This window comes from Reichenbachiella sp. MALMAid0571, from assembly GCF_040151475.1.
Taxonomy (GTDB): Bacteria; Bacteroidota; Bacteroidia; order Cytophagales; family Cyclobacteriaceae; genus CAXBNB01.
In genome coordinates, this window is the sequence record NZ_JBDKWG010000097.1 from 20677 (window position 1) to 36086 (window position 15410).

General features: G+C 38.9%; 8 protein-coding genes. 6 read left to right on the forward strand and 2 right to left on the reverse strand.

Annotated elements, in window-relative coordinates; genetic code table 11:
- The first annotated feature begins 23 nt into the window (after positions 1 to 23).
- From AAOP42_RS04145 to AAOP42_RS04165, 5 genes are all read left to right on the forward strand, one after another.
- Positions 24 to 2483 carry an FtsK/SpoIIIE family DNA translocase gene (locus AAOP42_RS04145; RefSeq protein ID WP_349527196.1) on the forward strand — a complete coding sequence of 820 codons (2460 nt, stop codon included), beginning with the start codon at positions 24 to 26 and terminating at the stop codon, positions 2481 to 2483.
- Between the two features lie 33 nt (positions 2484 to 2516).
- Positions 2517 to 3155 carry an outer membrane lipoprotein periplasmic chaperone LolA1 gene (gene lolA1, locus AAOP42_RS04150; RefSeq protein WP_349527197.1) on the forward strand — a complete coding sequence of 213 codons (639 nt, stop codon included), beginning with the start codon at positions 2517 to 2519 and terminating at the stop codon, positions 3153 to 3155.
- A 224-nt stretch (positions 3156 to 3379) separates the two neighbouring features.
- A complete protein-coding gene (locus AAOP42_RS04155) occupies positions 3380 to 4366 on the forward strand; it encodes a DUF4238 domain-containing protein (protein ID WP_349527198.1) in 987 nt (328 codons plus the stop codon).
- Positions 4367 to 5109: 743 nt separating this feature from the next.
- On the forward strand, positions 5110 to 5682 hold the full coding sequence (locus tag AAOP42_RS04160; RefSeq protein ID WP_349527199.1) for a hypothetical protein: 573 nt from the start codon (positions 5110 to 5112) through the stop codon (positions 5680 to 5682).
- A 175-nt stretch (positions 5683 to 5857) separates the two neighbouring features.
- Complete coding sequence (locus AAOP42_RS04165; RefSeq protein WP_349527200.1) at positions 5858 to 8113, forward strand: FdhF/YdeP family oxidoreductase; 2256 nt, start codon at positions 5858 to 5860, stop codon at positions 8111 to 8113.
- A gap of 11 nt (positions 8114 to 8124) precedes the next feature.
- On the opposite strand, the gene AAOP42_RS04170 is transcribed toward AAOP42_RS04165, so the two are convergent.
- Entirely contained in the window at positions 8125 to 10041 is a 1917-nt protein-coding gene (locus AAOP42_RS04170) for an ABC-F family ATP-binding cassette domain-containing protein (RefSeq protein ID WP_349527201.1), read from the reverse strand.
- Between the two features lie 118 nt (positions 10042 to 10159).
- Complete coding sequence (locus AAOP42_RS04175) at positions 10160 to 12343, reverse strand: alpha/beta hydrolase family protein (protein ID WP_349527202.1); 2184 nt, start codon at positions 12341 to 12343, stop codon at positions 10160 to 10162.
- Between the two features lie 149 nt (positions 12344 to 12492).
- On the opposite strand from AAOP42_RS04175, the gene AAOP42_RS04180 reads away from it, so the two are divergent.
- Positions 12493 to 15402 (forward strand): M16 family metallopeptidase, encoded by a 2910-nt coding sequence (locus tag AAOP42_RS04180; RefSeq protein WP_349527203.1) that lies wholly within the window; start codon positions 12493 to 12495, stop codon positions 15400 to 15402.
- The last annotated feature ends 8 nt before the right edge of the window (positions 15403 to 15410 follow it).

Genomic DNA, 15410 nt, shown 5'->3' on the forward strand with positions numbered 1-15410 from the left:
ATTTTGCGGTAGCAAATTTCAGAATGTCAAAAAACACATACAAGTCTAAGCCCAAAGAAAAGGAGAAATCAGGTTTCAAACTCCCATCTGTCAATGTGAGTTTTTTGCATGACCGAAGACTTCATCTGTCTCTCGGTTTTTTGCTTCTGGTTTCCAGCTTGTTTTTACTCACAGCTTTTATTTCATACCTGTTTACAGGCCAATCCGATCAGAGCCTGATTGGAGTAGCTGATGAAGGGGTTGTAACGATAGGTCAGGAAACAGATAATTGGCTTGGTTCGATGGGCGCAATTGCTTCGCATTATTTTATGTTTAAGTATTTTGGGATTGCTTCTTATTTGATTCCTCCTTTGTTGTTTCTTGTAGGATTTAAAATCGTTTTCCAAAAGGAAATCCTGTCCATTCAACGATCCTTCGTTTTTGTTGCTTTTTTTCTGGTTTGGATCAGCATGTTTCTGGGCTATATCATGTTCAGTTCAGATCAGGTCAATAGCTGGGGATTTTTAGTAGGTGGTGCTGGGTACGAGTTGGCATTGTTTTTTGACAGCCTGTTTGGCTGGGGCACTGTCATGGTGCTGATATTATCCCTTCTTGTGTTTATTATTTATTTTTTCAATGTTACCAGTTTGATGGGGTTGGAAAATATTTCTTTCCTGAATCCTGAAAAAAGCAAGCCAGCAGAGGAAGGAAATCAATCGGAAGAAGAACTATCAGAATCAGCAAAACTGGCAGCAGTGGTAGAAGCCATCAAGGAAGAAGTAGAGCAGGAAGAGCAAGGAGGTTTTGAAGGGTTGGAAGATGAGGATGAAGAACCCTCTGTAGAAGAATGGGAAGTCAAAGAGGTCAAACCTAAGAAAGTAGAGAAACCTGAGTTGGTTCTTGATGTAGAAATCAAAGACAGTGAAGAGGAAGAGGAAGATGAATTGCCTTTTGAAGTGGCTGACACCTCAAGCAAGGAAGAAAGAACTGATGTGCTGGAAAACTATGATCCAACATTAGATTTGGCATCCTACAAGTATCCAACTGTCGATCTTTTGACCGATTATCCTGAGAAAAATGTACAGGTATCCAAAGAAGAGCTGGAGCAGAATAAGGACAAAATTGTAGAGACACTGATCAATTTCAAAATTGGAATTTCCAGTATCAAAGCGACAATTGGGCCAACTGTAACACTCTACGAGATAGTGCCTGATGCAGGGGTGAAAATTTCTAAGATCAAAAACCTTGAGGATGACATTGCGCTTAGCCTGGCAGCCTTGGGTATCAGGATCATTGCTCCCATTCCCGGCAAGGGAACTATTGGTATAGAAGTACCGAACAAAAACAGGGAGATGGTTGATGTGAAGTCTGTGCTCATGACTGATAAATTCATGAAGAGCAATATGGAGCTTCCAATAGTATTGGGAAAGACCATTTCGAACGAAGTATTTGTGACTGACTTGGCCAAAATGCCCCACCTTTTGATGGCTGGTGCTACCGGACAAGGTAAATCAGTAGGTCTAAATATATTGCTTACTTCGTTGATTTATAAGAAGCATCCGTCTCAACTGAAATTGGTGTTGGTAGATCCAAAAAAAGTGGAATTAACACTTTTCAATAAAATAGAAAGGCATTTCTTAGCCAAACTTCCGGATTCCGAAGAGGCGATCATTACGGACACCAAAAAAGTAATCTATACTTTGAATTCTTTGTGTATCGAAATGGACAACAGGTATGACCTGTTGAAAGATGCCGGGTGCCGAAATCTAAAAGAATACAATAAAAAATTCGTTCAACGAAAATTGAATCCGAATTCTGGTCACAAATTTTTGCCGTATATTGTACTGGTAATTGATGAGTTGGCAGATTTGATGATGACTGCTGGTAAAGAGATTGAAACACCTATAGCACGATTGGCTCAGTTGGCCAGAGCGATTGGAATCCATTTGGTGGTAGCTACACAGCGGCCTTCAGTCAATGTAATTACGGGTATTATTAAAGCCAATTTCCCGGCTCGCCTTTCTTTCAGAGTGACGTCCAAGATAGATTCCAGAACCATTCTGGATGCAGGAGGAGCGGATCAATTGGTGGGCATGGGAGACATGCTGTTGTCAATGGGATCAGAGATCATCAGATTGCAGTGCGGATTTGTGGATACTCCCGAAGTGGAGCGGATATGTGAGTTTGTGGGGTCACAAAGAGGATATGAAACAGCCTATATGCTTCCGGAGTTTGTTGGAGAAGATGGCGAAAGTAGTGTAGGGGATATTGACCTAGCAGATAGGGATGTATTATTTGATGATGCTGCAAGGCTTATTGTTTTACACCAGCAGGGTAGTACATCACTCATTCAAAGAAAATTAAAATTAGGATACAATAGGGCTGGAAGGTTAATCGACCAACTGGAAGCAGCAGGCATAGTGGGAGCCTTTGAAGGCAGTAAGGCCAGAGAAGTGCTGGTCAAAGATGAATACAGTTTGGAACAGTTATTGAATAGCCTCTAGCTGGCATGATAAAAGACTTAAAACTATAAGATTATGAATAAATCAATTTTAATAGTGATGGCTTGTTTGTTTTTTACAATTCAGGCGTTCGCTCAAAAAGATACTCAGGCGTTGGCGATTCTTGATGCGATGAGTGAAAAATACCAGAAGATTCCTGCCTTTAGTGCCAACTTCAGTTACATCATGGAGAATGAATCTGAGGGTATAGATGAGAAATTTGAAGGAAAGATTACTGTGAAAAGTAATAAATATAAACTGGAAATGAGTGGACAGGAAATCATCAATGATGGTTCTACGGTTTGGACTTATTTAAAAGATGACAATGAAGTGACCATATCTGAGTATGATGATTCAGAAGAAGAAATCACACTATCCAATATATTTTCAATATATAAATCTGGTTACAAATACCTTTTCTTAGAAACAAAAGACAATGGCAAGCTGGATGTGGTGGATTTGGTGCCTGACGACAAAGACAAAACATTTTATAAAATCAGGATGGAAATCCAAAATGCTGACAATGAACTCAAAAACTTCAGAATCTTCGATAAGTCCGGTAGTCGGTATTTGTACAAAATCAATCAGTTTGCTGTTAACAATACCATTAAAGACAGTGATTTCAAATTTGACGAAAAGAAACATCCCAATGTAGAGATAGTTGATTTCAGGTAAAAAACATTTCTTTCAGAAGTAAAAAGGGAGCGCAATGATTGCGCTCCCTTTTTTTGTGCGTTAAAAACAGGACAGAATATTACTTTGGAAGTTGGAAGAAGTAATAGTAAATGCAAGTGGTGGGAAGAGTTAATGAAATCAATTAGATTTGATGTAGCTATAGTCATATATATAGCTAGTGGCAAAACAAAATTGTTGTTGGAGCTTATACTCCTTCGCAAGACATGAATCAAGAAACAAAAAGACAACATTACGTTCCTCAAGCCTATCTAAGGAAATTTGGCTATCAACGCAAGAAGGATCAGTTTCAAGTATTTTTAGCAGATAAAGGACGCCTTAACAAACCATTTCCAGTTAACACCTCCAAAATATGTATACAAACTGACCTTTATAGCCTTACAGGAGAAACGGAAGAAGAAAGACAGGCTATTGAAAAATTTTACGACTTTGAAATAGAGACCAACTATGACCGAATTTATAAGATTTTAACTGATGACAGTATCCGGGTCATTGACGATGAAACAAAAGAAGCCATTGTGCTAACTATGATCACTCTTCTGTTTCGGGTAACCAACTGGATTTCATCGTTTAACTTGTTTGTTAACAGAATTTTCACTGATCGTTTTGCAACTGCAAAACAGATGGAAAAAAAATACTTCTATTTTGAAGGAAAAAAGATTGAGATATCTAAAAAAAATGTAAAGGAGTTAATAGTTGAATATGAGAAGAAAACTAGAGAGGGTCAAGTAGTAACTCAGCTTGTTGCCGCCCTTAGACTTTCTAAAATTAGAATGAAGGGTAACCTCGGTATTGTTAAGGTCGAACATAGTAGCAATTTTATTACTTCTGATAACCCGGTAAACCTAAGTAGGTTAGGAGGAGGACATGTTATGCCTTTTGATCCTGACAACCTAATCAGTTTGCCACTCAATGAAAAATATAAACTTACCTTATACTCCAACTTTGATAAAGAGCGACCAAATTTTATTAGTAGAATCTTACATAAAGGAGAAATGGCTGACCGAGAAATTCTCATGAATAACTTTGAGCAATATCAGCAGGCTGAAAAATTCATTATTGGTAACAAGAAAGAACTTACAACTTTTGAAGACTTCCTTAAGCGTTGTAAACAACCAATTGAGCCTAGCGAAGAGCTTAAAAAAAGATTGGAGAAAATGGAAGATTTGGCAAAAAAACTAGGTTTAGAATAACACCCCCTTCTGGTCTTAGCGTCTCGCTGAGACCTTGCACATCATTTGCTATGGCTGGGAGATATAAAACAAAGCGGAAAATTTATCATTTGAATCGTTTTGCACTGAATCTTAGCGAGACGCTAAGACTAGGCAGGGCAATTATGATTGCAGAATTAAAGTGGTCACCAATATTTAAAGAAAATGAATACTATGTATCATAATTTGAAAACAGTTATTTTATTACCGAGCGTGGTTATACTTTTCAGTATTTCAGCATGTAAGAGAATGAATGACCACACTATAAGTAAACCAAATATTCTCTACATATTCACTGATGACCAAAGCATTCGTACCGTCAGCTGTTATCCTGAATCACATAGCTGGGTAAAAACACCCAACATAGATCAACTTGTAAAAGAGGGGGTCAGATTTACCCCTACTGGTCTTAGCGTCTCGCTGAGGCCTAGCGTTCCGTCTCCTATCCTAGAGAGATACGAGACAAAGCGAAAAAATTATAATTTGAATTCGTCTATATTGAATCTTAGCGAGACGCTAAGACTAGGCAAGAGAAAAGACTAAGAAGCAGTAGTAAATACATGCGGTAAGAAGAATGAGGGAAATTTATTAGATTTGAGAAAATTATATAGTAAGTATATGCGACTAAGGTGTATATACTCAAATGTTTGTCACAATGCCCTCATTCCTCGAAGGATATGGTTAAATCGAAACTTTGGATTTTCATAATTTTAGCCCTAACAGGAATGCTAACCATACCTTTTGTCTCTATTTTTTGGGACAGCAACTTATCAGAACAAATAGGTGACTGGGGAGCCTTTGGAAGCTATTTTTCTATTGTTATAAGTGTAGCCAACCTCGTTGTTTTCATTTACTTAACTATTTACATTTCTCAACTTGACGAAGAACACCACAAAAGTCAAATAGCATCCCAACATAAGATTACACTATCACAATTTCGTCAAACTGAGATCACCGCACTTTCGAACAGGTTGAACTTGCTCTTTGAAAACTTCGGTACAGAATCGAAATCAGAGATTTTAGGAAACTTGACAATTAACTCGGTATATCTTAACAACTTTTTTAATGAGAAAACCTATCTCTTTCCAATCTTGGAGAGCAGAGAGATGAAGATCCGAAACAAGAACTTTCAGTCAAGATGTAACCAACTTATTTCCATTGTGGATGAACATTATGGAACCGAATTACCAGAGGAATATCAACAAAAACTCGCAACAAAAATTCAGTTCGTATTTACCATGCGAAATGCAATAATTGAGGAGCTACAGAAATTTCTGCTTGAAGATTTGAAAACATAAAGTAACGAACAGGTGCTCTCACTGGTCTTAGCGTCTCGCTGAGACCTTGTGCGATAAAGAGTCTAACATGTTTATCTGTGTATCACAATCTATCGACTTACTTTAACCCATTCTCGCCATCCTAAAATCACGAGATATGTATTACCTTTAAGTGCTTGAAGACATATTCAAATAGATGATTCGGAAAGAGGAAAACTTGTTTATTGGAAAACCAGCAGACACTGCGGCTGGGAATAAGGCTGTCTATGTGGCTTTAAAGTCCATATTGAAAAGGGTGAACCCATTCAAGGCTTTTCAAGTGCTCAAGGGACTCAATCAAAAAAATGGAGTGGATTGTCCCGGATGTGCCTGGCCGGATCCTTCGCATAGATCCAATTTAGGAGAGTTTTGCGAAAATGGAGTGAAAGCCATAGCTGAGGAAACCATGGACAAAAATGCGGACGAAGCTTTTTTTTCCAAATTCACAGTAGCCGAACTAAAAGACAAGACTGACTACTGGCTTGGGCAGCAAGGACGATTGACACAGCCAATGATGGTTCGACAAGGGGAAAGCCACTACGCTTCGATAGAGTGGGATGAAGCATTCGCATTGGTTGCTGAAAAGCTCAATGCACTCCCAAGTCCAGATGATGCCATATTTTATACTTCCGGGCGCACCAGCAATGAAGCGGCATTTTTATACCAGTTGTTTGTGCGCATATTTGGCACCAACAACCTTCCTGATTGCTCCAATATGTGCCATGAATCAAGTGGAGTTGCTTTAAGTCACGCCTTGGGCATTGGAAAGGGGTCTGTTACTTTGGAGGATTTTGAAAAATCTGAGTTGATATTAATTTTCGGTCAAAATCCTGGGACAAATCACCCGAGAATGCTTTCTTCCCTAGAAAAAGCCAAAAAGAATGGGGCAAAAGTGGTATCCATTAACCCACTGAAAGAGCCTGGCTTAATTAGGTTTAAAAACCCACAAAACCTGTCAGGAGTGTTGGGAGCGGGCACTGAAATCACGGACTTATACCTACAAGTAAAAATAAATGAAGATGTGGCTTTGTTGAAAGCTGTCATGATCAGTCTTTTGGAAAGGCATGAAAATGGAGAGGGTTGCATTGATTTAGATTTTATCAATGATAAAACATCAGATTTTGAATTATTCAAAAGCAGTCTTCAGAATGAAAGTTATGATGCGTTAATCAAAAGAACAGGCTTGGAGGAAAAGGATGTAGCCACACTTGTAGATTTAATTGCAAAAAGGAAGAGGATTATTGCTTGCTGGGCGATGGGACTTACCCAGCATGTAAACGCTGTGGACAACATTCAGGAGGTCGTAAACCTTTTGTTGCTCAAAGGCAGTATAGGCAAAGAAGGAGCGGGCACGTGTCCTGTTCGGGGGCATAGCAATGTTCAGGGAGACCGAACCATGGGAATCTGGGAAAAACCAAGCAAGGAGTTCTTAAATACTTTGGCTGACACTTTTAATTTCCAGCCTCCTCAAAACCATGGAGTGGATGTAGTGGCTTCCATCGAAAAAATGACCAGTACCAAGGGTAATGTATTTATGGGTCTTGGTGGAAATTTTTTGTCTGCTGCTCCTGACACACATTATACCGCCAAAGCACTTTCTAACTGTTCATTGACGGTACATGTTTCCACAAAACTCAACAGATCACACCTGGAGCATGGGGAAGTTGGATTGATATTTCCATGTCTTGGCCGTACCGACCAGATTGTGGAAAAATCAGGTGTGCAAAAACTTACGGTAGAAAATTCCATGGGGATGGTGCACACTACAGAAGGCATGCTCAAACCTAGATCGGAATATTTGTTGAGTGAACCGAAAATCATTGCAAAAATTGCTTCATTAACAGTGGGCAATGACGTGGTGGATTGGGAAAGCCTGATAGAAAATTATGATAACATTCGGGATTTGATAGCCAAATCTGTGAAGGGGTTTGAAAAATACAACGAACGCATTACAAATGAAAATGGGTTTGAATTGCCCAATGGCCCGAGGTATGGTGTTTTCAATACACCTTCTGGTAAGGCACTGTTTACGGTGAACAAGCTTCCTGAGCATGTGTTGGAGGAGAATGAATACCTGATGACTACTATCAGAAGTCACGACCAATTCAATACTACTGTTTATGGTCTCGACGATAGATACAGGGGGATTTTTGGTGCCAGGAATATCGTATTGATGAACAAAGAAGATATGGCAGTTGAAGGCTTTAAAGAGCAATCTTTGGTAACTCTTTACAATACTTACGGAGCAAAAGAAAGGCTGGTTGAGAACCTGAAAATCGTACCTTATGATATTCCTCGAGGATGTTTGGCTACTTATTTTCCTGAATGCAATGCACTCGTTCCTCTTGGCCTAAAAGCAAATCTGAGCCATACGCCTGCTTCAAAGTCCGTCAAGGTGAAGATCAGAAAGTGATTGGCATTAATTTAATTCTCCAATGCTTCCATTTGAAGCCCCGTCACTTCCCAGTTGTCATTCAGTGTCTCCAAAGAAGCGGTTAATTCTTCGTATTGTTGGTTGAGTGTATTTAATTTTTCCAGGTCATTGAAATTGTCAGGACTTGCCAGTTCTTCTTCCAAAGCTACTTTTTTAATCTCTAAAGCTTCAATCTCATTTTCTATTTTCTCCAACTCTTTCTTGAGTTTGTTCAACTCTGCCTGATCAGGATTGGATTTAGGTTTGATGGATTTTTCCTTTTCGGGCTTTGATTTCTTTTCTATTACTTCCTGCTTCGACGTTTTTTTGGAGTCTTGTTTTTCTTTCCACCAAACAAATTCATCGTAAGTACCAGGGTATTCTTTGATCTCCTGATCTTCTATATACCAAATCTTATTGGCAATGTCTGATACAAACTGCCTATCGTGAGACACTACTATAAAAGTACCTTCATACTGAGTAAGTGCCTGTGTGAGAATATTTACAGACTGTATGTCAAGGTGGTTCGTGGGTTCATCCAGTAACAAAAAGTTAGCTTCTGAGATCAATGTTTTTGCCAATGCGACCCTTGATTTTTCTCCACCCGAAAGTACTTTTATTTTCTTAAATACTTCCTCATCTGAAAACAAGAAGCAGCCCAGTACAGACCTGAGTTCTTGCTCCGACTTGTTACTTCCAAATTGCTTTAATTCATCCAGGATTTCGTTGTTGATGTCCAAAGACTCCAACTGATGTTGTGCATAAAATGATGGGATCACATTGTGTCCATGAGATACTTTTCCATCCACTTTTTCTGTACCACTGATGATTCTTAGGAGCGTGGATTTCCCTTTTCCGTTGGCACCAATCAATGCTATTTTATCCCCTCTACTGATGGTAGCGGATGTATTTTTTAGAATCTCAATATCAGGATAAGATTTAGAGACATTTTCAATGATACAGACATGCCTGCCTGATTTCTGTCCAAAATTAAATTTGAAGTTGACTTTTGCATTTTCGTCGATCACATCTTCCACAACTTCCATGCGCTCAAGTGCTTTTACCCTAGACTGAACCTGCTTGGCTTTAGTTGCTTTTGCTCTGAAACGTTCTACAAACCGCTCGGTTTGACGGATTTTTTGCTGCTGATTTTCGAATGCATTTTTTTGCAGTTCATTGCGCATTGTCTTTTCTTCCAGATAGCTGTCGTAGTTGCCGGTATATCCAGTAAGGGTAGAACCCGATACCTCTACTATCGTAGTTACGGTGTTGTTGATGAATTTTCTGTCGTGTGAAACTACAATCACTCCACCCTCATAAGATTTCAGGTAATTTTCTATCCATTGAATGGATGGCATGTCAAGGTGGTTGGTAGGTTCATCGAGCATGAGTAACGATGGTTTTTCCAACAAGAGTTTTGCCAATATCACCCTCATTCGCCATCCTCCGGAAAATTCTTTCAATGGGCGTTTTAAATCGGAGGTAGTAAAACCTATTCCTTCCAATACTTCTTCTGCTTTTGATTGTAGCGTATATCCATCAAGCGCATCAAATTGCTCCTGTAGCTTAGTGAGCTTCTCCACCAGCTTATCTTCATAGGCAGTTTCCATCTGATGCAGTACTTTTTCCATCTTGTGTTGGATGTCCAGTGCTTCCTGAAAAGCACTCATGGCTACATCGAGTATGCTTTCTTCGGATTGAAAGGAAAGCATGTCCTGATTCAGGAAGCCAATAGTACATTCTTTGGATTTACTGATTTCACCTTCATCCGGCTTTAAGTCCCCCACAATCAATTTGAGCAAAGTTGACTTTCCAGTGCCATTTAGTCCTATCAAACCTATTTTAGCCTTTGGTTTAATGTGATAAGATGCATTTTTGAATAAAACCCGGCTGCCCAGGTAGTAAGAAAGGTTGCCAATTGAAATCATGGCGCAAATTAAATAAAGGTATGGCAGTTAAACCCAATAAAAACTGAATAGCTTGATACTATCTATAGATCAGTGTTGATTTTGGAAGAATTAGGAGTTTAAGACCTTTGGCGGAACATCAATCCGTTTTTTTGCTTTTAAATTTCAAGTGTTTATCCAGAAATTCATACGTACCTTTTCCATTGATCGAATGTGGACCGTCAAAAAATTCTATTTCTGTTCTATCACCAATTTTGAGGAGTGCGTTATAGAGGTAACGGACTTTGGCATATTCATAGGCTACCGTTTCATCAGGTGCCACTCCGTCAAAATGTCCTCTTTCTACCATAAATGGGCGTGGAGCAATTAATGTAGCCATTTCAGCATAATTGAAAGTGCCTCCCAAATTCCATTCAAATATTTCGTATTCACTCATAAATGCATAACTATAAGGACTTCTGGTTGATGCATTTTTCCAAACCCACTCGTTGAAATCGGCAGAGCAAATTGAAAGACAATAGTTGTCAACCAATGGAGGAATACGCATAGCGGATTTTCCACCATAGCTTAATCCATAAAAAGCGATTCGATCTTTATCTACCATACCAAGGCTACCCAACCAATTGGTAATTTGCTGATGTTGTGGCACCATGATTGAAAAAAGCGTTTTTTTGATGGCATTAGATTTAAACTGTAGCATTCTAAACCGATCTCCAAATATGTAAATATTCTGTGGAGCAAACGTGATATATCCTTTTTCAGCCAAAGTTGTTGTAAAAGCTTTGTAATAGTGATAATCCTGCTGTCCTATGGTGGATTGAGGTCTTCCTTCCAGTCCATGTTGGCAGACTACTACCGGCCTTTTTTCTCCTGATTTGATATCATTTGGTATTACTAATATTCCGTATGCAAAAATATTTTCAAATACATCGAGTACCACTTCGTAAGCCGTCACCTCATCATTCCCAACGTCTAATTTTCTTGTTCTGGCGTTTGGAGGCAATAGGGTATGATCAAATTTTCCGATAATTTCTTCCGCAAAATATGTTTTGTATGGTTTTATTGATTTCTCAAAAGCTTCCAGTGATTCGGTATTGATATCTGACATAAATGCTTTACGAATATATGTCCCTTCTGTAAGCAACCATTGGTTGTGTTTATCCAGTTCGTTCATCAATCGAATGTGTCTGGCATTGGCATCCGGAAGCTGAAATATTGTTGTTTTTATACCTTTTGGTTTTTGTGTTTTCTGCCTGGAAACCTTCCAGGCCAGTCCTGACGTTAGCTTGTAAAGACGGTTGATTTCGTTTTCTACTTCTTTGGTTTCAGGAGGAACTAACCTGCCGGGTTTACTTTCTGTCCCGGACGGGATCACAATAGTTGGGGCATCATTGTCAATAGGAATAGTCAGTTTTCTGGGTACAATCATGCTGGCAATCTCTGCATCTCCAAATTGCTCCAGAAGGCCAAATATATTTCTATAGGCAGGTTCCTGCCATACATTTTGTCTTGAAGCAAAATAACCTGCCACTACAGTTTCATCTATTCGGATGTCAATAGCACCTGCATAAAATGCCAGCAGGCCTCCTTCACCCCAACCTGATACCATAATATTTTCAATTCCCAAAGTGGTAAACCAATCTACACCTGCAAGTATTTTTTGAACTTCATAGCCAATAAGGTGTCTGCCTAATTCAAATGCCGATCGATATAAGAATTCCCTGTTACTGATCTTTTTATGTGCTGTCTCTCGATTGATGATAGCTGGAATTAGTACCGTCAAGCCTTGTTCGGCAAGTAGCCGGGCTCTTTGCATTTCAAGAGGAAGGTTTCCTGAAATGCCCATGATTTCTTCCGGAGTTTGGTCAGCATCAGGTATCACAATTACTGCCTCAGATGTATTCGCTTTGATAGGAGAAACAAGTAAACCCTCACTGTAAACCTGCCCAAATACAGGCCAGCGTACAACGTTTACTCTGTAAATAGAATTCTCAGCTACTTTGTCTAATATATCAGGGCTGTTGAAAGGAATACGTTTCTCTCTGATTCCAATTATTTCTGCAAAGGAGCTGCGATTTTTTTCTATGGATTTTTCATAGGTTTCCGGTGAAGAAAAATCTCTATTCCAATATTTTTTACGAAGATTAATTGATTGTTTAATTTCGTTGAGCAAAAAAGCATCACACGAGTCTATCAGCATAGAAGCGATATCACCTTGCCATGTCAGGGACTGTGTTTTAGGGAGAAGTTGCACTGTTTGTGCTTGTAAAGCAAAGCCCAGGAAGCAAAGGATTCCCACATTAAGGAAATGATACTTTTTCATGGAAAACACTAAAATTGGCACTTATTTGCATTTTAAATACATGTCAATTTAATTAAATAAACCTTTTTTTAAATCAAAACCTCTAGATTAGTATGTCAAAATATCCGTTTTGTTTTTTTACATGTTTTGAAATACATCAAACTTCATTTATGAAAAGTATTAAAATTTATCTTCTGATTCTATTGACCGCTTCGTTTTCTTATGGGATGCCGGAAGCCACAATAAACGACGTTTCACAGTCCTCCGAAAAAAAACCAGCCGATGATAAAATCCCTTTGAATCCAAAGGTGAAATACGGCAAACTACAAAATGGTTTGACATATTATATCATGGAAAATCCAAAGCCGGAAGACAAGGTAGAACTTCGGTTGGTTGTAAATGCCGGATCAATTCTGGAAGATGATGATCAGGTAGGACTTGCCCATTTCATGGAACACATGAATTTTAACGGCACCAAAAATTTTAAAAAAAATGAGCTGGTTGATTATTTGCAATCTGTAGGAGTAAAATTCGGAGCACACCTCAATGCCTACACAGGTTTTGATCAAACTGTATATATACTACCTATTCCTTCCGACGATGATGAAGTTTTAGAAAAAGGTTTTCAAATTCTCGAAGATTGGGCTCACAACGCCAACCTGGCTGGTGACGAAATAGACAAAGAAAGAGGTGTGGTATTGGAAGAATACAGAATAGGCCTTGGAGCCGGAAAAAGAATGCTCAACAACTACTTGCCTAAAGTAATGTACGGATCAAAATATGCTGAACGCCTGCCAATCGGCACAAAAGAAAACCTGGAAAATTTCGAATATTCATCGCTGAGAAAATTTTACAAAGACTGGTACCGACCTGATTTGATGGCTGTCATTGCTGTTGGTGATATTGATGCCGGCAAAATAGAGGAAAAAATAAAGGCTCATTTTTCAAAAATCAAAAGCCCATCTAAAGAAAGGGAAAGAAAGGAATTTCTGGTTCCAAATCACGATGAAACTTTTATAGCCATTGAGAGCGACGTTGAAGCTCCATACGCCAATGTGAGCCTCATGTACAAAGACCCCAAACCTGTAGAAGATGTAACCACACCTGAGGGCTATAAGAAAATGATTACTATCCAATTGTTTTCCAGTATGCTCAACAGCAGGTTGGATGAATTAAGAAACAGTCCAAACCCTCCTTTCACCTATGGGGGTGGCTACTATGGAGCGTCCTGGTCACGCAACAAAAACGCATTTCAACTCTATGCCGGAGTAGCTGAAACCGAACAATTAACCGGATTGCGTGCACTACTTACCGAGGCTCAAAGAATCAAACAACATGGTTTTCAGGCCGGAGAGCTTGAGCGGGTTAAAAAATCTTTGCTCGCCGGAATGGAAAAAGCATACAATGAAAAAGACAAATCTCAATCCGGCACTTTTGCGGATGAGATGATCCGTCATTTCCTGGACAAAGAACCTGCTCCGGGTATCGAATGGGAATTTGAGCAACAGAAAAAAATGTTGCCGCAAATAACCATAGCTGATGTTAATGGACTAATTGGTTCTTTTATTTCCGATAAAAATCGTGTCGTTATATTAACAGGCCCAGAAAAAGAAGGGTTGGAAAAAGTTTCAGAACAAGAAGTATTGGACTTGTTAAAAGAAACCGATGCTATAAAACTTGAAGCCTATGAGGATAAAGTTATAGCCTCAACCCTTATTGAAAAAATACCCACTCCCGGAAAAATAAGCAATATCGAAACCAGTGAAAAACTGGACTTCACAACACTTACTCTTGAAAACGGTATGAAGGTGACCTACAAAGTCACTGATTTTAAAAATGATGAAGTGCTCCTGTCAGGTTACAGTTATGGAGGAACATCTAATTACACTGATGAAGAATATGAAAAGACCAATTTGGCCAATAGGATAATCTCTTCTTCAGGCGTGGGTGAGTTTTCTAATGTTGACCTGAGAAAATCACTTGCCGGAAAAGTAGTGAATGTGAGCCCATACATTGACGGCACAAGTGAAGGATTGAGCGGCAATGCTACCCCAAAGGATTTAGAAACCATGTTCCAACTCATCCATTTGTATTTTACCTCTCCCAGAAAAGATGAAGATGCTTACAGTTCGTATGTTCAGCGTCTGAAAAGCCAATATGCCAATTTAAGTTCCAACCCCGAATACTACTTTTATATCAATCATGGCAAATTTATGTCCAGCAATCACAAGAGGACTTTTCACCTGCCAACAGAAGAAGAATGGAACAATACGGATTATGATTTGATTTTGAAAAAGTACAAAGAAGCATTTGCAAATCCTGGGGATTTCAATTTGTTTTTTGTCGGGAATATTGAGGAGGAAAAATTCAAAACTCTTGTCAAAACCTATTTAGCAAGCATAAAAGGAATCGAACGAAAAGATAAAGTGGTAGATCTCGGAATAAGACCACCAGAAGGTACCTACGAATTGATTTATAAAAAAGGGCTCGATCCTAAATCAATGGTGAAAATAAACTTCGGTGGAGAAACAAAATACGACACTAAAAAAAAGTATTACCTCAGTTGTCTTGGGGAAATTTTAACCATTAAGTTGATTGAAATTATGAGAGAAGAAAAGGGTGGAGTTTATGGCGTAGGAGCTCAGGGCGGTATGTCCATCTATCCTTATGAGCAATTCAGTTTTTCGATTAGCTTCCCTTGCGGACCGGAAACAGCAATAGAATTAAAAGAATCTGCACTTACTGAACTAAACAAAATCATAGAGCTTGGTCCGGAAGAAAAAGACTTACAAAAAATCAAAGAGTCTCAAAGAAAAGAACTTAAAGAAAAACTAAAGCTAAATGGACATTGGCTCAACAAATTGGAAGGAGCATCTTTCATCAATCAGGAGCCATCAACCGAAAAAGAATTGGAAGAGAGAATAAATTCCCTTACTGCTACGGACATTCAAAACGTAGGAAAGAAATACCTGACTGGAGATTTTATTGTTGGAATGCTGTTTCCGGAAAGTTATGAATTGGAGAAACCTGCTAACCCTGATGAGACTGTAATCGAAAGTGAAACATCAAAAGATAAATAAGAATTGGT